Below are 20,749 nucleotides of genomic sequence, written 5' to 3'. Positions count from 1 at the left end.
AAAACCGCCTCAAGCTGCTAACTTGCGGGCTAACGCTGTTTGTATAGCTACTTTATTTCCCACTCATGATTGACATCACGCTTCCCGACGGCTCGGTCCGCCAGTTTGAGTCCGGCGCAACGGGCTACGATGTGGCCGCCAGCATCAGCGAGGGCCTGGCCCGCAACGCCCTGGCCATCCGCGTAAACGGAGAGGTTCGCGACCTGAACCGCCCCATCGACGACAGTGCCAACCTCGAAATTCTGACCTGGAACGACACCGCCGGCAAGGCCACGTTCTGGCACTCGTCGGCCCACCTCATGGCCGAAGCCCTCGAGGCGCTGTACCCCGGCGTGAAGCTTGGCATTGGCCCCAGCATCGAAAACGGCTTTTATTACGACATCGACCTGGGCGAAGGCCGCACGATTTCGACGGAGAACTTCCCCGAAATCGAGAAGAAGATGCTGGAGCTGGCCAAGAACAAAAGCCGCTACGAGCGCCGCGACGTAAGCAAGGCCGATGCCATTGCCTACTTCACCGAGAAAGGCGACGAGTACAAGCTCGACCTGCTCGAGCGCCTCGACGACGGCACCATCACCTTCTACCAACAGGGCGACTTCACCGACCTCTGCCGGGGCCCGCACATTCCCGATACTTCCCCGATTAAAGCGGTGAAGCTGCTCAACGTGGCCGGTGCCTACTGGCGCGGCGACGAGAAGAACAAGCAGCTCACGCGCATCTACGGCATCACCTTCCCCAAGGCCAAGGAGCTCACCGAGTACCTCGAAAAGCTGGAGGAAGCCAAGCGCCGCGACCATCGTAAGCTGGGCAAGGAGCTGGAGCTGTTTGCTTTTTCGGAGAAAGTAGGAGCGGGCCTGCCCCTGTGGCTGCCCAAGGGCACGGCTCTGCGCGAGCGGCTCGAGCAGTTTCTGCGCAAGGCCCAGGTGAAGGCCGGCTACTTGCCCGTCGTGACGCCCCACATCGGCTCCAAGGAGCTCTACGTGACCAGCGGCCACTACGAGAAGTACGGCGCCGACTCGTTCCAGCCCATCAAGACGCCCAACCCCGGCGAGGAGTTTTTCCTCAAGCCGATGAACTGCCCCCACCACTGCGAGATTTACAAGACCAAGCCCCGCTCGTACCGCGACCTGCCGGTGCGCTTCGCCGAGTTTGGTACGGTGTACCGCTACGAGCAAAGCGGCGAGCTGCACGGCCTCACGCGGGTGCGCGGCTTCACCCAGGACGATGCTCACATCTTCTGCCGGCCAGATCAAGTAAAGGAAGAGTTCCTGAAGGTTATTGACATTGTCCTCTACGTGTTTAAGAGCCTGGGCTTTGCCGATTACACCGCCCAGATTTCCCTGCGCGACCCGGAAAACAAGACCAAGTACATCGGCTCGGACGAGAACTGGGCCCGCGCCGAAGCGGCCATTCAAGAAGCCGCCGCCGAGAAGGGACTGACCACTGTCACGGAGTTGGGCGAGGCGGCCTTCTACGGTCCCAAGCTCGACTTTATGGTGCGCGACGCGCTGGGCCGCAAGTGGCAGCTGGGCACCATTCAGGTAGACTACAACCTGCCCGAGCGGTTCGAGTTGGAGTACGTGGCCCCCGACAATTCCCGGCAGCGCCCCGTGATGCTGCACCGCGCCCCGTTCGGCTCGCTGGAGCGGTTCGTGGCTGTGCTTATCGAGCACTGCGCCGGCAACTTCCCGCTGTGGCTCTCGCCCGAGCAATTCGCCGTGCTGCCTATTTCGGAGAAATATCAGGAGTATGCCCAGCAGGTGTACGACAAGCTGGTACAGGCCGAAATGCGTGGTTCCCTGGATAGCCGCGACGAGAAAATCGGCCGCAAAATTCGGGATGCGGAGATGTCCAAGGTGCCCTATATGCTTATAGTAGGAGAGAAGGAGCAGGAAAACGGTATCGTCTCGGTGCGCAAGCACGGCGAAGGCGACATTGGCAGCGTGCCCCTCGATGCCTTTATCCGCAGCTTCCAAGAGCAGGTAGAGGCCATGATGGCGGGGTAGAATACCTGTCGGTGCGAGTAGCGCGAATCAATCTTCGCGCTACACAGTATGACTCGTGCTTTTCTCAGAAAGCCCTTTCCTGCTTGGGCAGGAAAGGGCTTTCTATATCAAGTGACTCGGCATATTACCAATGACGAATTGCGTCAGCTTATGTCTTGTAAGTACACAAGGAATCATGGCCAGGACATTAAATTATATAGCCTTTTTTGAGGGTTTGGAAAAAAAGGCGGATATTCGCCCGCTGATTGAACCCACAAAGCTCCGGCATTGTAGCATTCAACCAGCTTAAAAGATAATCAGCTCACCTTTCAGAAGGAGGACCAACTCATAGCAACCCCCAACCGCCGCTACATTCCCCGTGCTCAGGTAGAGGAGCCGTTCAAAATCAACCAGAAGATTACGGCCCGGGAAGTACGCCTGGTCGGCGAAAACGTCGAGCAAGGCATTTATTCAATCGAGCAGGCCCGTCGGATGGCTCAGGAGCAGAACCTCGACCTGGTCGAGATTTCGCCCACTGCCACGCCGCCGGTGTGCCGCGTTATCGACTACTCGAAATTCAAGTACGAGCAGAAGAAGCGCACCCGCGAAATGAAAGCTAAGGCTACGAAAGTAGTTCTGAAGGAAATTCGTTTCGGCCCCAACACCGATGACCACGACTTCGCCTTTAAGCTGAAGCACGCCCAGGAATTCCTGAAGGAAGGTGCCAAGATCAAGGCCTACGTTCACTTTGTGGGACGTTCCATTGTGTTCAAGGAGCGGGGCGAAATCCTGCTGCTCAAGTTTGCCCAGGCGCTCGAAGAGCTGGCCAAAGTAGAGCAGCTGCCCAAGCTCGAGGGCAAACGCATGTTCCTGTACTTGGCCCCTAAAGTAGCGCCCTCGGTTGCCAAGCCGAAGCCTGCTGCCCCGGCCGCTGGTGCCAAAGACGGGGCTCCGGCTCCGAAAGAGGCGCAGCCCAAAGAGGTAGAGGAATAAGCCTCCCCACCCACATTTTCTTTTTTCTCAATTCATACCACAATGCCGAAAGTAAAGACGAAATCCGGTGCTAAGAAGCGTTTCACGCTCACCGGCTCGGGCAAGGTGAAGCGGAAGCACGCCTTCAAAAGCCACATCCTGACCAAAAAGTCGACCAAGCAGAAGCGCAACCTGACGCACGTAACCTTGGTTAGCTCCGCGGACATGAACCGCGTGAAGGACATGCTGAACATCTAAGTTCAGCGAGTAGCTTTTCATAAATTTCAACCCGGCGTCCGGTCTCGAAGACTTCATTTGTACAGTCACCGGCCGCCAAAAACAAGTAGGTTATGCCAAGAAGTGTAAACCACGTGGCCTCGCGCCACCGCCGCAAGAAAGTAATGCGTCTGGCGAAAGGCTATTTCGGCCGTCGCAAGAACGTATGGACCGTCGCCAAGAACGCCGTAGAGAAAGGCTTGCTCTATGCTTACCGCGACCGGAAAGTTAAGAAGCGTGAGTTCCGCGCCCTCTGGATTCAGCGTATCAACGCTGGCGCCCGTGAGCATGGCCTGTCGTATTCGCAACTGATGGGTGGCCTGAAAAAGGCCGGCATCGAACTGAACCGCAAGGTTCTGGCCGACCTCGCCCTCAACCACCCCGCCGCTTTCAAAGGCATTGTGGAGAAGATTAAGTAAATAGCCTCGTCTGGCTCGCCAGATACGCTCTTTGCTCAAAAGGCCCGCAACCAGTTCTGGTTGCGGGTTTTTTTTGTGTTCAATTGAAGGAAACAGGCTACTGCGGCCGGGCCAGCAGCAGAATGTCTTGGCCTTTATAGCTAGTAAGTTGCACCGGCTCATAGCCGCATTTGGCCGCTACCCGCAGAGAAGCAGTATTGGCCGGGTCGATGATGCAAACGGTGCGGGAACTGGTAAAATGCCGGTTTCCCCACGCCAGGGCGGCCTGCACGGCTTCGGTGGCATAGCCCCGGCCATGCACCTGCGGGCTCAATACCCACCCGATTTCCGGCTCCCCTTTGATGCTGGGTTCAATGGCCCGCTGGTAGTCGGCAAAGCCCACGGCCCCGATATAGTGGCCGGTGGCCTTTTCCTCCACGGCCCAGTAGCCAAAGCCCAGCAGCGGCCATAGGCCATTGTTGCGCAGTATCTTGGTCCAGACGTCTTCTTCGGGCACTGGCTGGCCGCCGAGGTAGGTGTAAACCGCAGGCTGCTGAAACATAGCCGTAAACGGGGCCAGATCGGTACTGTAATGGCCACGCAGCCGCAGCCGTTCGGTGCTAATGGTCGGAATCGGGCTGGTGAGCGGGTAAGTGCTGAGCATCGGTATGAAATGGTACTGCAGGAGTAGAGTAGCAAAGTAAAAAGCTCAAGGCTACATAACCCAATGCGGACATTCACTCAACAGGAATTACTCGGCGTGGCCCGGCCGAAGTCGGGGCGTACCCGCCACAGGCAGTATCTTTGGAAAAAAGGCAAGATGTCCTGCTCCATAGGTAGCAGCCGCCGGTCGCCCGGCCGGTATTTATTAAGAAGAAACAGAGTAAAAGGAAGGTAGTATTTTATTGCCCAAGCTGTTTTCAATGCCCGCTACCAATGCAACGTCTGCTCTCATTTAGCCCTCTGATGCTGGACGCGCTGCGCGCCGGCCGCAAAACGGTTACCCGTCGCCGTTTCGCTCCCACGTTGCTGCTAAACGAGGCTCCCGACCACTACCAATTCCAGGGCATGAGTGCCGGCTCCGCGTTATTTACCAATCGGCAGTGGCCTGCTGTTCTGGTGGAGCCTATTGCCAGCCCATTTGGCCAACCCGGAGAGGTACTGCGCGTGCAGGAAGCGCCGTCAGTCAGGCTGGAAATAACAGCCGTTTGGGCCGAGCAGGTGCAGGCTATTACCGAAGCGCAGGCCTTGGCCGAAGGCATCGTTTTGCTCCCGGCAGCATTGGGTAGCGGGCCAGGGTACAGCGCTGATTCTGAGGCCGGGCGCCGGTGCCCGCAAGCATCGGCGGTAGACGCTTTCCGGACGCTTATCGAATCTATTTATCCCACGGCCTGGAGCCGGAACGAGTGGGTGTGGGTCGTCGAATTCCGGGTGGTAGAATAGATGCCGAAAGGCGAACGAACGGGTCAGTGAAAACGAAAAAGGCCTTCCTGGTTTAGGAAGGCCTTTTCAAGTGTAGCGGGGACGAGAGTTGAACTCGTGACCTCAGGGTTATGAATCCTGTGCTCTAACCAACTGAGCTACCCCGCCCTGTTTTGGTGGTGCAAAGGTAATGACAAGATTTCGACTGTCGCAAGCCTTGTGTAAAAAAAAAGCCGTGTATATTGGCTCTACCCATCGAAGTCTCTTCCCTGGGCTCTCCCTCTCTTCTTAAGTTTTTGTTCAGCTTATGCCGCTTTCCGCTACTCGTTCCAAGCACCGTTTCACGGTCGAGCTTCCCGTAAATGCTTCACCCAAAATCCTGTATCCGTATTTAGCTTCGGCTTCGGGCCTGTCACAGTGGTTCTGCCAGGATGTGCGCATTGATGAGGACCACCGCTACAATTTCATCTGGGACAATCAGTCGCACTACGCCGAAATGAGCTCCCACCGCACCAACCGCTCGGTGCGCTTCGTATTCCTGGACCAGAACAAGCGCCATACGCCCGATGCCAACTATCTGGACTTCAGTTTGGAAGAGTCGCAGCTAACCCAGGAAGTATACCTGCGGGTGATGGACTACAGCGAAGAAACCGACGATATCGAGCTGCAGGAAATGTGGGAAAGCCTCATTCTGAAGCTGCGTGAGCTGGTTGGCGGCTGAAGCCGCGAAAATAAACTTGGGGGAGCAAGAGCAAAACGAGCTGTATCTTCGTTGGTCTTTTGCTCCCTGGCGGCGGCCGCACCCGGTGGCCGGGCAGGGGAGTGCCTGTCATGAAAAAACTCGATAAACTCATTCTACGGGCCTTTGCCGGGCCCTTCCTGCTCACGTTTGCCGTGGTGCAGTTCATCCTGCTCATGGTCACCCTGCTCAAGTACATGGATGACCTGATCGGCAAGGATCTAGGTTGGCAGGTGATTACCAAGCTGATTTTCTTTTTCAGCGTCATCACCATTCCCACGGCCCTGCCGCTGGCCGTGCTGCTCTCCTCGCTGATGACCTATGGTAATTTGGGCGAACACCACGAGCTGACGGCCATCAAAAGCTCCGGCATTTCCCTGACGCGCATTCTGCGGCCCGTGCTGATTGTGAGTTTGCTGCTGACGGGCCTGGCATTCTGGTTCAACAACCGCATCGTGCCCAGCGCCAACCTGCAAACCTTCAGCCTGCTCTGGGACGTACGGCAGCAGAAGTTGGCTCTCGATATCAAGGAAGGCGTATTCTACACCGGCCTGCCCGGCTACACGATTAAGGTCAACCAGAAAGAAGGCGAAAACGGCGACCTGCTCAAGGGCGTAATGATCTACGACCACCGGAACGCGCAAGGCAATGCCACCGTTATTCTGGCCGATTCAGGCCGCATGTTTACTCGTTTCGGGGGCAGCTACCTGGCCCTGGAACTGTTCCACGGCCGCACTTACGTGGAGCAGCCCGATGCGCGCGACCGGGCCGGGGCTTCTTTTTACCGTCAGGTCTTTGACCGCAATCTGATTACTTTTTCCCTGGCTTCTTTCAATCTGAATCTGACGGATCAGAAGCTGTTTACGGGGAATAAGATGATGAAGAATATTCCCCAGCTGCAGCAGTACACCGATTCGCTGCACAACAAACTGGTGCAGGAGCGCCGCCTTTTCCCGCGCCAGCTCAATCCGTACTATGTGTATATGCGGCTCGATACCAGCGGCCGGGCCCTGAACCGTAAGGTGGAGAACTGGCAGGTGCCCGCCACCAAGTTACCTGTGCTGAATGCCAATCTGCTGGACCAGGCCGAAAACCGGGTGCGCAACCTACGCACCTACGTGGGCAGCACCTCCGAGCACATGAGCAACCTGGCCAAGGAGGCCGGCAACTTCCGGATTGAAATCTACAAGAAGTACACCCAATCGGCGGCCGTGCTGCTTATGTTCCTGATTGGGGCCCCGCTGGGCGCTATTATTAAAAAAGGCGGTTTGGGCGTGCCCGTGCTGATTTCCATCGTTTTCTTTATCATCTATTACGTGCTGTCCATCATCGGCGAGAAGTATGGCCGGGAAGGAATTATGCCCGTAGCCTCGGGCGTCTGGATGGCCACTGTGCTGCTGCTGCCGGTCGGTGTCTTCTTTCTCAACCAGGCCCGCCGCGACTCCGGCCTACTCGAAACCGACTTCTGGGGCCGCCTGTTCCGCAAAGTAAAATGGCCGTTCCGAGGCTATAAGAAAGCTGTTTGATTTAATGTGCTCAGGTGCTAATGCTGAAAGTGCCCTTGCGAGGCACGAAGCAATCCGTCCGCTGACATGTGCGGAGTGTCCTTCCATGAAAAGCCCTCAATCGTTAGTACGGTTGAGGGCTTTGTGGTAAAAGCGCGGGGCATACCGCGCAGGGGGACGGATTGGCTTCGCTGTCCTTTGGGTGCCACGGCTGCGCCTCGCAAGGACACGTCTCTTCCATTAGCACATTACCCACATTCCAACGCATTAGCATATTCCCCAGTAAATCCCTACCTTTGCGGCCACCCCGAGGTGCGGGGTGGCTTTTTTACATTTTAAATCCAAGACGGGGAAAACCTATCTGCCGATGAAACTCACTACCGAACTAAAACAGGAAATTTTCGCGAAGAATAGCCTGACCAAAACTGCAACTGATACTGGCTCAGCTGAATCGCAAATTGCTCTGTTTTCGCACCGCATCAATCACCTCACGGAGCACCTGAAGGTGAACAAGAAAGACTTCTCAACCCGTCTGGGCCTGTTGAAGCTCGTTGGTAAGCGTCGCCGTCTGCTGGATTACCTGCAGCACCGCGAAATCAACCGCTACCGCGCGATTATTAAAGAGCTGGGTATCCGCAAGTAACCTCGCCCTATTGGAGCAGGGAGCCTTTTTACGAAGGTTCCCTGCTCTTTTTTTGGCCTGACTGGTAACGAATCCGTGCTCGTCAGGTGTTGCCCTTGCAATTCCCGCCTACCCAGAGCAAAACAGGACCGATGCCGGCCCCTTGTTTTTCCAGGCTGCTCGCCCGCTGTCGCTTTTTCAAGCAAACTGAGAAGATGCCCAATTACACCGCTATTACCAAAACCATTACCCTGCCCGATGGTCGGCAGATTTCCATCGAAACCGGCAAGCTGGCCAAATTCGCGGATGGTGCCGTAGTCGTGCGCCTCGGCGACGCGATGCTGCTGGCTACCGTCGTGTCGCAGCCCAGCGCCCGCGGCGACGTGGATTTCCTGCCCCTGTCGGTCGATTACCAAGAGAAGTTCGGCGGTGCCGGCAACATTCCCGGCTCGTTCCAGCGCCGCGAAGGCCGCCTCTCGGACTACGAAATTCTGGTGTGCCGCATCGTAGACCGTATTCTGCGCCCGATGTTCCCCAAGGACTATCACTACGAGGTGCAGGTGATGATTACCCTGATTTCGGCCGATAAGACCGTGCAGCCCGACGCGCTGGCCGCCCTGGCTGCCTCGGCTGCCCTCTCGATTTCGGATATTCCCTTCGCCGGCCCCATCTCGGAGGTTCGCGTGGCCCGTATCGACGGCAAGCTGCAAATCAACCCGCTGACCGCCGATATTGCCCGCGCCGACATCGACCTGATTGTTGGCGCCACCGCCGATTCGGTAGCCATGGTAGAAGGCGAGATGAACGAAGTGAGCGAGGAAGAAATGGTAGAAGCCATTGCCTTTGCCCACGAAGCCATCAAGGAACAGGTACGCGTGCAGCTGGAGCTGGCCGCCGAAGTGGAGAAATCCCATGTGAAGCGCGAGTACCCCAAGTACGAGGAAAACGACGACCTGAAAAAGCGTATTCAGGAAGGCGTGTACGAGCAGGCGTACAAGGTGGCCCACTCGGGCAACCCCAGCAAGGCCGGCCGTAAGGAAGGCTTCGGTGCCATCAAGAAGTCGCTGACCGAGAAACTGCTGGAAGAGCAGCCCGAGCTGGACATGAAAATGTTCGGCCGCTACTACTCTTCGGCCGAGAAGAAAGCTATCCGTGACATGATGATCAAAGAGCGCACCCGCCTCGATGGTCGTCAGCTGACGGAAATCCGCCCCATCTGGAGCGAAGTGAACTACCTGCCCGGTGCCCACGGCTCGGCCTTGTTCACCCGCGGCGAAACCCAGTCGCTGACCACGGTAGCCCTCGGTACCAAGCTCGATGAGCAGATCATCGACACGGCCATGACCTCGGGCTACAGCAAATTCATGCTGCACTACAACTTCCCGGCCTTCTCGACCGGCGAGGTGAAACCTAACCGCGGCCCCGGCCGCCGCGAAATCGGCCACGGCAACCTGGCCCAGCGCTCGTTGAAGAAGGTGATGCCTTCGGACGACGAAAACCCCTACACCGTACGCATCGTGTCGGACATCCTGGAGTCGAACGGCTCTTCGTCGATGGCTACCGTATGTGCGGGCTCGATGGCCTTGATGGACGCTGGTATTCCGGTGCGTGCCGCCGTTTCGGGCATTGCTATGGGTCTCGTGCAGGACAAGGAAACCGGTGAGTACGCCGTGCTTTCGGACATCCTGGGCGATGAGGACCACCTCGGCGACATGGACTTCAAAGTAACCGGCACCGAAAAGGGTATCGTAGCTTGCCAGATGGACATCAAAATCCAGGGGTTGAGCGCCGAAATCATGACGGCGGCGCTGCACCAGGCTCGTGAGGGCCGCCTGCACATCCTGCGCGAAATGGCCAAAACCATCAGCCAGCCCGCGGCCGAGCTGAAGCCTCACACGCCTCGCTCGCATAAGATGATCATCGATAAGGAGTACATCGGGGCCGTCATCGGGCCCGGCGGCAAAGTCATTCAGCAGATTCAGAAGGACACCAACGCCACGGTTATCATCGAGGAGAAGGACGAGAAAGGCCACGTGAGCATCTACGCTTCCAACCAGGAAGACATGCAGGCGGCCATCGACCGGATCCGAGCCATTGCGGCCACGCCGGAAGTGGGCGAAACCTACAAAGGCAAAGTGCGCAGCATTCAGCCCTACGGCGCCTTCGTGGAAATCATGCCGGGCAAAGACGGCCTGCTGCACATCTCGGAGGTTTCGCACGACCGCCTCGCCACGCTGGAAGGCGTGCTTGAAGTGGGTCAGGAAATCGACGTAAAGCTGCTCGACATCGACAAGAAGACGGGCAAGTACCGCTTGTCGCGCAAGGTATTGCTGCCCAAGCCGGAGCGCGTAGCCGGCAGCAACGGCGAGGCGCAAGCCTAACCATTTTTCTGCCGTAGAACTTTCGCGGGTATCGGTCTGTTGGTCACAATTAGCCGATACCCGTAGAAAGGGTACCCGATGTTTTAATATTTTCAGAAATACCCTACTTCCGCGCCCGCAATGAGACAGCTAAAGATCAGCAAGCAAATCACCAACCGCGAAAGCCAGTCGCTGGATAAGTACCTCCAGGAGATTGGTAAGGTAGATTTGCTAACCCCCGACGAGGAGGTAACGCTGGCGCAACGCATTCGAGAAGGCGACCAGCAAGCGCTGGAAAAGCTAACCAAAGCCAACCTGCGCTTCGTGGTGTCGGTGGCCAAACAATACCAGAACCAGGGTTTGTCGCTGGGCGACTTGATCAACGAGGGCAACCTGGGTTTGATTAAAGCCGCCAAGCGTTTCGACGAAACCCGGGGCTTTAAGTTCATTTCCTACGCCGTGTGGTGGATTCGCCAGTCGATTCTGCAGGCCTTGGCCGAGCAGTCGCGCATTGTGCGTTTGCCCTTGAACCGCGTCGGTTCGCTGAACAAGATTTCCAAGTCGTTTTCCGAGCTGGAGCAGAAATTCGAGCGGGAGCCCTCGCCCGAAGAAATTGCCGAAGTACTGGAGTTGACGACTTCTGAAGTGGTCGACACGCTCAAGATTTCGGGCCGTCACGTATCCGTTGATGCTCCCTTCGTGCAAGGTGAGGAGAACCGCCTGCTGGACGTGCTGGAAAACGAAGACGAGGAGAGCCCCGATACCGGCCTGATGAACGACTCGCTCCGCAAGGAAGTGCAGCGCGCCCTGAGCACGCTCACCAAGCGCGAAGCCGACGTCATCACCCTGTATTTCGGCCTCAACGGCGAGCATTCCCTCACCTTGGAAGAAATCGGCGAGAAGTTCAACCTGACCCGTGAGCGGGTACGCCAGATCAAGGAAAAAGCCATTCGCCGCCTGCGCCACACCTCGCGCAGCAAGGCCCTGAAACCTTACCTGGGATAAGTTTTTTACTTATCCACAAAGAAAAACCCCAGCGTTCCGTTGGGGTTTTTCTTTGTGGATTGGTGAGTGTGATTCGAAAAATCCAACCCAGTATTAAGAAGAGTCAGTGCTGGCCGATACATACTGCTGCGGGTTGAGGCCTGAGTAGTGCCTCACCGGCACACGCGACAGGCTGTGGCTTTGCCTCCGCCTGACGTTCTTGGTGCAGTACCGTAGCCCGGCTCTGCCGTTTAGGCATAAATCCGGCTATGGCTCAGTTTAAGCTAGGGACTAACCAATGTTAGGCGTCGCGGGTGAAAAGCCGCGGCGAAGGTTACTTTTGCAGTTCAAATTGCCACAACTACTCTCATGGAGAATACCACGGAACACGTTAAGTGTCTGATTATCGGCTCGGGACCCGCGGGCTATACGGCTGCTATCTACGCGGCCCGGGCCAATATGGCGCCCGTTATGTACCAGGGCCTGCAGCCTGGCGGCCAGCTGACCATTACCAATGACGTGGAAAACTTCCCCGGCTACCCCGACGGTATTATGGGGCCGGAGATGATGGAGGACCTCAAAAAGCAGGCGGCCCGCTTTGGCACCGATATTCGCTACGGGCTGGCCACGGCCGTCGACTTTTCGAGCCACCCGCACAAGGTCACGATTGACGAGAAGACCCAGTTGACGGCCGATGCCGTCATTATTGCCACCGGGGCCTCGGCTAAGTGGCTCGGTATCGAATCGGAGGCGCGGCTGAATGGCTCGGGCGTATCGGCCTGCGCCGTGTGCGACGGGTTTTTCTACCGGGGCAAGGATGTGGCCATTGTGGGCGCCGGCGACACGGCCGCCGAGGAAGCTACGTACCTGGCCAATCTGTGCAACAAGGTGTACATGCTGGTGCGGAAAGGGGAGATGCGGGCCTCGAAAATCATGCAGAAGCGCGTGCTCGACAATCCCAAGATTGAAGTGCTCTTCAACACGGGTACCGACGAGATTCTGGGGCAGTTTGCGGTGGAAGGCGTGCGGGTGAAAAACCTGCTCACACACGAAACGCGCGAGCTGGCCGTTGAAGGCTTTTTCGTGGCCATCGGCCACGAGCCCAACTCCAAGATTTTCCAGCCCTACCTGCACCACGACGAGCAGGGCTACCTGAAAACCATTCCCGGCTCGGCCAAAACCAACGTTGACGGCGTCTTTGCCTGCGGCGACGTGCAGGACTACACCTACCGCCAGGCCGTGACGGCCGCCGGCAGCGGGTGCATGGCCGCCCTCGACGCCGAGCGGTACCTGGCCGCGCTGGGCGTTCATTAAGTGAGTTAGCGACTTGATGATGAAGTGAATCTGCCGGTCAATTTGTACAAACCCTGCAAGTTGACCGGCTATTCCTTCCATTACTGATTCGCTACATCACTACATCACTAAACAGCTTCACTCTTGTTGAAATTTGTGAAATACTGGCTGGGGACGTTGCTGCTGGTGCTGGCGCTGCTGGCAACGGGGCAGGCGCAGGCCCAGCGCCGGAAGGCGCCGCAACCGAAGGCCAAGGCCGGCTCGGCCGGCAAGCGGAAAGACTTCTTCCGCATCAAGTCGCCCCAGATTAAGTACGTGCGGCCTGATACTACGATTCTGATTGAAACCAAGGATTTGCCCGACGATAACTCGGACGAGGCCCGCTCTATTTTCTTCAATCCGGCCAAGAAGCTTTCCATCGTTAGTGAGGATACGACCACGCTGAACGAGGGCGAGCCGCAGATTGTGGAAATGAGCGAAGAAGTGCTGATTGACAGCTCCTGGATTAAGGTAGCCGGCTATTATGCTATCTGGGATACGCGCAACATTAACCCTTACCGGGTCGATGGCCGCCGTATCCGGGATACCCTAAACCTGCGGCTTATCGAACCCGAGAAGCAGCGCTTCGCCAAGATGCCCCTGCGCTCCACGCCCCTCACTTCCGACTTCGGCTTTAGGGGCTACCGCTGGCACTACGGCGTGGATCTGGACCTGGAAACCGGCGACTCCGTGCGCTCGGCTTTCGACGGGGTGGTACGCATTTCGAAGTGGGACGGCGGCGGCTACGGCAACTACCTGCTGGTGCGCCACTACAACGGCATTGAGACGGTATACGGCCATTTGAGCAAGGCCCTGGTAGCACCCGGCACCTTTGTAAAAGCCGGGCAGCTCATCGGGCGCGGGGGCAGCACGGGCCGCAGCACCGGCTCCCACCTGCACTTCGAAATTCGCTATGAGGGCAACCCCATCGACCCGGAGCGCATGTACGACTTCCCCGACTACAAGCTGCTCAAGGACAACTTCCAGATTACCTCGGCCCTGTTTGACTACTACAGCAAGGCCCTGAAGGCCAAAGCAGCCGCCAAAAAGCGCAGCGCCTCGGCCGCTTCCGCCGCCCGTCGGGTCGTCACGCACCGCATCCGCAGCGGCGACACGCTTTCGGAAGTTGCCCAGAAGTACGGCGTGTCGCAGGCCCAGCTGCGGCGCCTGAACGGCAACGTGAAAACGCTGCGCCCCGGCAAGACACTGCGGATTAAGTAGAGCCTGTAATTGTGCTTTAACGACCTGTCATCCTGCGCAGCGCGAAGGATCTTATCACGTTCGCAAGACAAGCGTAACAACGACTTGTTCTTCGGTGATAAGGTCCTTCGTTCTGCTCAGGATGACAGGTTTTTTGACTGCCTCCCGTAAAATCAACCCACCCACCCGCATGAAACTCGATATCCTGGCCTTTGGCGCCCACCCCGATGACGTTGAAATGTCGGCTGCCGGCACCTTGCTGGCCGCCGCCGCGCTGGGCAAGAAAGTTGGTATCGTGGATTTCACCCGGGGGGAGCTAGGCACACGGGGCACGCCAGCTACCCGGGCCGCCGAAGCCGAAGCGGCCAGCCACATCCTGGGCTTGAGCGCCCGCGAAAACCTGGGCCTGCCCGACGGCTTCTTCCGCAACGACCGGGAACACCAGCTGCCGCTCATTGCGGCTCTGCGCCGCTACCAGCCCGACGTGGTCCTTTGCAACGCCATTCACGACCGGCACCCCGACCACGGCCGCGGGGCCAGCCTGGCTTCCGAGGCCTGCTTTCTGAGCGGCCTACGTATGATTGAAACCTTCGACGCCGACGGCCGGCCCCAGGCGCCGTGGCGGCCTCGCAACGTGTACCATTACATTCAGGACCGCCAGATTGCCCCCGATTTTGTGGTCGACATCTCCGAGTTCTGGCCCAAGAAGTGGGAGTCCATTCAGGCCTACAAAACCCAATTCTTCAACCCCGAAAGCCAGGAGCCGGTTACCTACCTATCGACGCCGGTCTTCAGCCAGTTTATGGAAGCCCGGGCCCGGGAGTTCGGCCACATCATCGGCGTCGAGTTTGGGGAAGGCTTCACCCGGGAAAGGCCCGTGGGCGTGCGGGATATTACGACGCTGATTTGATAAACGGGCTCCGCCACTAGCCACAATACCGGTAGACAATACTCCGGCAGTATTCCTGTCGCCGGAGCACTGCTATAGTCGCCCGTACTTAAGTTGATAAGCCCTGGTCGGACTGCCGGCCGGGGCTTTTTGCGTCTAGTCTTTTTGGAAATATTGGATCTACGGCCTGTAGAGTAGTAGTTATTGACTAATAATGCGCGTTAATTATCATTTGCCGGGTTTTGTGTGTAAATCGCAGCCCGTTTGCGAAAAATAGGCTTTCCCTATGTAGGCGAAATAAGAGCTTCGTTTCTTTTGCTGCCGGATGCAACCGAATACCGGTTTTGGGAATCTCAGATCAGGATTTCAGCCCTGAGTCTTGCTCTGCGCTGGATTAGCTAGTCGCCGAAAAGTGGCAAATGGCGTGGAGCTGCAGTAGCTGTATGCATGATTACAAATTACCGGGGTGCGCAAGCGTAGGCTTTGCGTGCTCGTGCTAGCGTGCTATTTAATTAGTTGTCAAAAACTTAAAGTCCCTTCATGCTTTCAAAATTACCACGTTTACTTGTGACTTTGCTATTTCCGGCGGTGCAGGCAACGGCTGGCGACACCCTTGCAATTGCGCCGGCCTACTATCATATCGACCAGGCTCACCACCTGATTGTAATTAATAAAAGCGTTGCGGCACTAAACACCGAAAGTCCGGGGGCAAAGACGCACCTGAGGCTCGACCAGACCTACACCTTTCCGCAGCCGCAGGCAGTGTGGCAAACCAATGTCTCGTATCTGGTGGAGTTGGGTGGCACGCCCTACAAGCTCTACTTTACCGCGCTGCCGGTGGCCCATATTTCCACCAGGCACGCCATAGTGGATAGCCCGAGCGTCTACGCGCAGTTTTCGCTCAGTGAAAGCAACGGCACCGTGACGCAGTCGGACCTGGGCGTCGAAATTCGCGGGGCGTACTCGCAGTCGTTTCCCAAGAAGTCGTTCGAACTCAGCTTCTGGAACGATACCACCGGGGCCGTGAGTCGGGACCTGAGCCTGCTGGGCCTGCGCACCGACAACAAGTGGAACCTGCAGGCCCTCTACAACGAGCCCATGCGCCTGAACAGCAAAGTGGCCAACGAGCTGTGGAAGGAAATGCACCAGGTGTACTACAAAAGTGCCGAGCCGGATGCCGTCAGTGGCATTGCCATGACCTATGTCGAGCTATTCGTCAATGAGGAGTACCGGGGCCTGTATGCGCTGACCGAGCGGGTAGACCGCAAGCAGCTTAAGCTCAAAAAGTACAGCAACGGCATCAAAGGGGAGCTGTACAAGGGGAGCGACTGGGGCGGAGCCGTGACCTTTACCGGCCTGCCGCCTTTCGACAACACGAGCGACATCTGGGGTGGGTTTGAGTACAAGCACCCCGAGGAGGAAATCAACTGGACCAACCTCTACAACTTCGTCAGCTTCGTCAAGAACAGCCCCAACGAGGAGTTTTACCGCGACTACGCCAAGCGCTTCGACATAACGAGTGCCGTCGACTACTACCTGTTTCTGAACCTGACCCGGGCCGCCGACAACACTGGCAAGAACATCTACATTGCCAAATACAAAACCGGGGACCCTTATTTCTACGTGCCCTGGGACCTGGACGGGGTATTTGGCAACAACTGGGCCGGGCAGCCCGACACAGTAACCACCGACCTGCTCGGCAACGGCTTCTACGACCGGCTGCTGCAGGATTGCTCTCCCACGGGCTTCCGGGCTCTGGTACACAAGCGCTGGGTAGAGCTGCGCAAAAATGTTATTACTCAGCCCCGCATCGTAGAAAAGTTTCGGGCCAACCATGCCTATCTGCGCACCAATAACGTGTACGAGCGGGAGGGCAGCACCTGGTCGGGCTTCCCCTTCGACGAGGCCCACCTAACCTTTATAGGCGCCTGGGTGCAAAGCCGGCTTAGCTACCTCGATGGGGCCTTCGGCCAGCATCAGCAATGCGCCTCGGTACTGAGTGCTACCTCGGCCGTCGCTGCTACTGGCGTGCAGCTATATCCGAACCCGGCCACTGACTTCCTTTCCGTGGAAGCGCACACACCTGAGGCGGAAGTTATCCTGCGAGATATCAGCGGCAAAATCGTGCTGCAAGCCCGCCTGAAAAGCGGCAGTACTACCCTCGACGTGCGTCACCTGGCCAAGGGCCTCTATGTGGCTACCGTACTGACCAACAAAACCGTCAAAACCGAGAAGATACTCCTGCGGTAAACTAGGCTGAATACACGCCCTGGCCACCAACGACAACCGCCGCCCCGATGTGCTCGGAGCGGCGGTTGTCATTTTTCGGGGAACCGCCTAGTGCTGCGGCTACCTCACAGAAGCTTCGAGCAGGCTGGGATTAGGCAAAATCCGTGACGTACTCTGTCTTCAGCACTAGCTCGGGGAGCTGGAGCAGGGGCACCGGCTGCGGGCCCAGGCCGGAGAACAGGCTCAGCGCAAAGACGAAAGCGCCCTCGGCGGAGTCGGGCCGGGCACCTTGGTACCAGGCCGCAATACTAGCCGCCACTTCGTCGAGTAGCCGGGTAAGGTCAGGGGCGGCGGGGGGCGGGGAAGCGGGCGGAATCAGGAGCAGCGTGGAGGGCAGCAGCAGCACGGGTAGCGTTGCCGGCGGCAGGCCTGGGGCTATGGCGTAGGTATAGGCGCACTGCAGCTGCAGGTACAGGGCCGGGGGCATCTGGGCCGGCAGCAGGTGGTCGAACAGCTCGTGTAGATGCCCGGCCAGCGTGCGGCGCGTATGCGTCTGGTCGGCGGCGGGCCGCAAGGCGGCAATATCCAGCGGCTCGGCCGCTGGGTCGCTGGGCCGCGGCGTTACGTTCGGGAAGCTACTGGGCGCCGTAGTGTACACAAAGGCCGGGGCAGATGGTTGGCCGGGCACGAGCTCTGCGTTACAGGTGGCCGTTACCTGCACCTGCACGCGCTGGTGGGCCAGCACGTTTAGATCGGGCAGGGTCAGCAGGCGTTGCGTCAACGCGTGGCTGTCGGCGGCCGATAGCACGCGCCCCTCGGCATCCCGGAAGCAGTACCAGGTGCCGCCCGCTTCCTGAGCTGGCTCGTGTACCTGCGTGGTATAGCCTTCCAGCGCTACTACGGGCGTAGGAAGCCCGGCCGGCGCAGGCGTGCCAATGCGGATAACCAGCGCCTCCACCGCGTCGATGGTGGCAGTGCTTTCCCGTAGCTCGAAGGTGTACACATCCTTGCCCGTCGGGGCCGGCTGGGCCACGTCGGGGCCGGGAGCCGGAGCCTCCAAGGCGGCCACCAGGCGGGTTACCATAGCATTGAAGGCTCCCAGGGCCACTGCGCCGGTTGTCGCAGTCTGCTTGTCGGTGGTAGCATCGAGGCGGGCCAGCATCGGGAGCAGGTTGGGGATTAGGTCTGGGTAAACGCTACGAAACTGGGCCAGCCCGGCAAAGACGCCGGCCGGCACCTGGGGCGTCGCCGGCTGGGGTGCTCCAGGTGCTTCGTTGAAGGCAACCCTGAACGTGAGGCGCTCCTGGGGATAGTGCGCGTCCTGCCGGTACACGAGCTGGCAGGTCCAGCGCAGCAGGGAGTCGGGGGCGGGCTGGGCTTCCTGGGAAATCAGCGAGAGGGTTCGAAAATCGTGCTGCAGCACCGGAATGTGGCCTAGGGCCAGGTCTGACGTGAGCGGGATATTGGCCCATTGCTGCCCGGCCGGCGTCAGAAAGCGCAGCTCGGTCACGTACTCGGCTGGCTGCCCGCCGTTGGGCCGGAGTTCCCGCAGGCGACCCGTGTAGGTCAGCTTCAGATCGAAGTACGTGGGCTTGTAGCGGTCTGCGCCCTGGTCTTCGGCCGGCGACTCCACAAAAACCAGCAGCGGCCCGGCCGGTGCCAGCGCCAGCGGTACCGCGGCCAGGGAGAGGGAGTGGTCTGGCGGCCCGACCTGGCTTACTTCCCCAAGCACGTAGGGCACCATGTCCGAGGGCAGCGGCGGGGTCGGCTTGGTGGCAAACTGCAGCACCTTGGTGGAATACATTGCCCCAAGCGGCCCGGCTACCAGCCGCTGCCGGAATACTTCCCGGGCGGCGGCCGAATCGGTGGCCGCCTCCGCCGCGAATACCGGGCGCAGGCGGTTTTTCAGCACCGCGGCCCACCGGAGCTTGTTCTCCCGCAGCGTATTGCCCTGCTTCGTGCCGGCCAGCTCATCCAGCCGCCGGATAGCCGCCTCATTGGCGGGCGTTGTTAGCTGGTCGAAGCTCTCAATTACCAGCCGCTCCCATTCGTTCAGGTCTACCTGCTCGAAGGAAATGTGTTGCGCCGGGCGGGTAAAGTCGATGCCGGTGGCCGGCTGGAAGGCGTACAGGGGCACATCGGTGGCCGATTGCAGTGGCGTAGCAAAAGGTGTCGGTACGAGAACCACCGGCTTGCGTGGCTCGGTTAGCTCGTAGCCCAGGCACTTGCCGGCTTCGGTCCGCACACCCCACAGCGTCCGGGCGCCCTCGGTCTTCGCGGGGCTCACGGCCACCCTGATTTCGTGCTTGCCCGGCCGGTAGAGGAGCTGCTCCAGCTGCTGGCCCAGGGCTGCCAGACGCTCATCCGGCATATCGGCGGGCAGAATAGGTATATCGAGCTCGGAGCCGACCGGGGCCGGGGTGGCCGGGGCATCGGCTGGAGGTGCCAGCACCAGCCGCCCTGCCAGCTCCACCAGCGGGGTCTCGGTTATCGTCAGTTCCTTCAGGGGCAAAGCCGTGGTGTGGCTACCGTTGGGCAAGGGCACCACGGCTTTGCCGGCGGCCCTTTCGGCCAGGTACAGCTCGATGGGCTTCAGCCAGCTTTCCAGCAGGGCCGTGGTCTGGGCCGGCTCCCAGTACAGGGGCTGGGCCAGCAGTTCGGTGGCTACGGCCAGCCGCCGGCCCTTCGCCAGTGGCTGCCGCAGGGCCCCGAGCTCCTGCAGGGCCAGGGCGGCCCGGGTGCCCACGGGCGTGGTGGCCAGGGGCGGTACCGGTGCATTGGGGGCATAGAGCAGCTTGGCCTCCCCGGAAAAAAATAGCGGCCGGTCGGCATCGTCCGTTTTAATAAGGCCCAAAGTCAGGGTAATGGGGGTCGGCAGCAGGCCCTTGCTCTGGGGGTTCTGAGCCAGCTCGGCCACGGTCAGTTTCACCGCGTGCCGATCGGGACTCAGTGCCACCGCCAACACGGGGAGGTTCACGGCCCGGCCCGGTCCCCCCGTCGAGTTCCATTGGGTAATGGTGTAGTTGGCCGGGTCGTTGGCCGAGGCCGGGTCGAGAGGCTGGGTGAAAACGGCCACCAGGTGCTGGCCATCATTGGCCACCAGCTGGCAGAGTCCTTCGTAGGGGTGGTGGTCGAAGCGCAAGTCCACCAGCAGTTGCGGCGGCGTGGTATCCGGGGGAGTGAGGTGCCACACCGCGCTAAGGGCCCGGGCGGGATTGGCAGAGGTGAGCAGGGCCGGCTGGGCAGCGGGCTGGTCGTCATTAATCATTCGAAAGGTTGAATAAGATGGTAGTAATAGGCGGAATGAGCGGCCGGCAGTTCAGCTTGCAATATGAGCTATTAGCCGGAAATGCCGTAGCGCAAGCCGGGTTACTCGCGCTACCCAGGTTGCGCTGTCCCCGCCGCCGCCCGCCGCCGCCCGCTACGCTCGGGGCCGCTGTTGCTTATGGCGTAACGGTTGGTATGGTCAGCATACCGCCAAGGTAGCGGCCTCTAGGACCGCAAGGCGAGCCTGCAGCAGGTGCCAGCGGGTGCGTCGGGGGCAGGCAGGGGCCAGGCGGGCCACTGTAGCCAGCCGATAAGCCAGGCGTGGTAGCGCACCGCATCGTCATCGGCTGCAATGGCCTCAGCGGTAGAGTTGAAAATAGATTACCGGTTTCACTCCCCTGCGTTTCGTCAGCCATTGCGGCTAGGCCAGTGGGCGGCCCGGACCTTTGCCTGGTCGGGAAAGTAAGATGCTCTGTAATTCTTATAACTGGCAACTGCTGTATCTATAGTTGCCCTACCAACCCCGACCCTACTGCCAATAAAGCGCAGGGCACTGTTTCTTAGTGGTG

General features: G+C 59.0%; 15 protein-coding genes, 1 tRNA gene and 1 pseudogene. 14 read left to right on the top strand and 3 right to left on the bottom strand.

Annotated elements, in window-relative coordinates; translation table 11 throughout:
• Nucleotides 1-65: 65 nt before the first annotated feature.
• From thrS to rplT, 4 genes and pseudogenes are all read left to right on the top strand, one after another.
• Nucleotides 66-2,006 carry a threonine--tRNA ligase gene (thrS, locus tag LGH74_RS18580; protein WP_226177932.1) on the top strand — a complete coding sequence of 647 codons (1,941 nt, stop codon included), beginning with the start codon at nt 66-68 and terminating at the stop codon, nt 2,004-2,006.
• A gap of 327 nt (nt 2,007-2,333) precedes the next feature.
• Nucleotides 2,334-2,882 (top strand): annotated as a pseudogene (infC, locus tag LGH74_RS18575) (translation initiation factor IF-3); the annotation flags it as partial.
• A 138-nt stretch (nt 2,883-3,020) separates the two neighbouring features.
• Nucleotides 3,021-3,215, top strand: a complete 195-nt coding sequence (gene rpmI, locus LGH74_RS18570; RefSeq protein WP_226177930.1) for a 50S ribosomal protein L35 — start codon at nt 3,021-3,023, stop codon at nt 3,213-3,215.
• A 92-nt stretch (nt 3,216-3,307) separates the two neighbouring features.
• Nucleotides 3,308-3,652, top strand: coding sequence for a 50S ribosomal protein L20 (gene rplT, locus LGH74_RS18565; protein WP_129922792.1), 345 nt, complete (start codon nt 3,308-3,310; stop codon nt 3,650-3,652).
• Between the two features lie 97 nt (nt 3,653-3,749).
• Here the strand turns inward: rplT and LGH74_RS18560 are convergent, their stop codons facing one another.
• The gene (locus tag LGH74_RS18560) at nt 3,750-4,295 is read right to left on the bottom strand and encodes a GNAT family N-acetyltransferase (RefSeq protein WP_226177928.1); all 546 of its coding nucleotides are present in this window, start codon (nt 4,293-4,295) and stop codon (nt 3,750-3,752) included.
• Between the two features lie 272 nt (nt 4,296-4,567).
• On the opposite strand from LGH74_RS18560, the gene LGH74_RS18555 reads away from it, so the two are divergent.
• Nucleotides 4,568-5,074, top strand: coding sequence for a hypothetical protein (locus LGH74_RS18555; protein WP_226177927.1), 507 nt, complete (start codon nt 4,568-4,570; stop codon nt 5,072-5,074).
• A gap of 73 nt (nt 5,075-5,147) precedes the next feature.
• Here the strand turns inward: LGH74_RS18555 and LGH74_RS18550 are convergent.
• Nucleotides 5,148-5,221: transfer RNA gene (locus LGH74_RS18550), tRNA-Met, on the bottom strand.
• A 139-nt stretch (nt 5,222-5,360) separates the two neighbouring features.
• Here LGH74_RS18550 and LGH74_RS18545 point away from each other — a divergent pair.
• The 9 genes from LGH74_RS18545 (at nt 5,361) to LGH74_RS18505 (ending at nt 16,934) form a co-directional block, all read left to right on the top strand.
• The gene (locus LGH74_RS18545; RefSeq protein WP_226177925.1) at nt 5,361-5,774 is read left to right on the top strand and encodes an START-like domain-containing protein; all 414 of its coding nucleotides are present in this window, start codon (nt 5,361-5,363) and stop codon (nt 5,772-5,774) included.
• A 110-nt stretch (nt 5,775-5,884) separates the two neighbouring features.
• A complete protein-coding gene (locus tag LGH74_RS18540) occupies nt 5,885-7,318 on the top strand; it encodes an LptF/LptG family permease (RefSeq protein WP_226177923.1) in 1,434 nt (477 codons plus the stop codon).
• A 346-nt stretch (nt 7,319-7,664) separates the two neighbouring features.
• Nucleotides 7,665-7,940, top strand: coding sequence for a 30S ribosomal protein S15 (rpsO, locus tag LGH74_RS18535; RefSeq protein WP_226177922.1), 276 nt, complete (start codon nt 7,665-7,667; stop codon nt 7,938-7,940).
• Nucleotides 7,941-8,134: 194 nt separating this feature from the next.
• On the top strand, nt 8,135-10,300 hold the full coding sequence (pnp, locus tag LGH74_RS18530) for a polyribonucleotide nucleotidyltransferase (RefSeq protein WP_226177912.1): 2,166 nt from the start codon (nt 8,135-8,137) through the stop codon (nt 10,298-10,300).
• A gap of 120 nt (nt 10,301-10,420) precedes the next feature.
• Entirely contained in the window at nt 10,421-11,284 is an 864-nt protein-coding gene (locus LGH74_RS18525; protein WP_073111364.1) for a sigma-70 family RNA polymerase sigma factor, read from the top strand.
• Nucleotides 11,285-11,632: 348 nt separating this feature from the next.
• The gene (gene trxB / locus LGH74_RS18520; RefSeq protein WP_226177910.1) at nt 11,633-12,577 is read left to right on the top strand and encodes a thioredoxin-disulfide reductase; all 945 of its coding nucleotides are present in this window, start codon (nt 11,633-11,635) and stop codon (nt 12,575-12,577) included.
• 135 nt (nt 12,578-12,712) lie between these two features.
• Complete coding sequence (locus tag LGH74_RS25025) at nt 12,713-13,816, top strand: peptidoglycan DD-metalloendopeptidase family protein (protein WP_348533001.1); 1,104 nt, start codon at nt 12,713-12,715, stop codon at nt 13,814-13,816.
• 169 nt (nt 13,817-13,985) lie between these two features.
• Nucleotides 13,986-14,705, top strand: a complete 720-nt coding sequence (gene bshB1, locus LGH74_RS18510; RefSeq protein WP_226177909.1) for a bacillithiol biosynthesis deacetylase BshB1 — start codon at nt 13,986-13,988, stop codon at nt 14,703-14,705.
• Nucleotides 14,706-15,251: 546 nt separating this feature from the next.
• On the top strand, nt 15,252-16,934 hold the full coding sequence (locus tag LGH74_RS18505) for a CotH family protein (RefSeq protein ID WP_226177908.1): 1,683 nt from the start codon (nt 15,252-15,254) through the stop codon (nt 16,932-16,934).
• A 130-nt stretch (nt 16,935-17,064) separates the two neighbouring features.
• Here LGH74_RS18505 and LGH74_RS18500 read toward each other — a convergent pair whose 3' ends face one another.
• A complete protein-coding gene (locus LGH74_RS18500; protein WP_226177906.1) occupies nt 17,065-20,181 on the bottom strand; it encodes a hypothetical protein in 3,117 nt (1,038 codons plus the stop codon).
• Nucleotides 20,182-20,749: the final 568 nt, after the last annotated feature.

The organism is Hymenobacter lucidus (genome assembly GCF_020447265.1).
GTDB classification, from domain to species: Bacteria; Bacteroidota; Bacteroidia; order Cytophagales; family Hymenobacteraceae; genus Hymenobacter; species Hymenobacter lucidus.
This window is presented reverse-complemented; position numbering and strand designations above follow the sequence as displayed.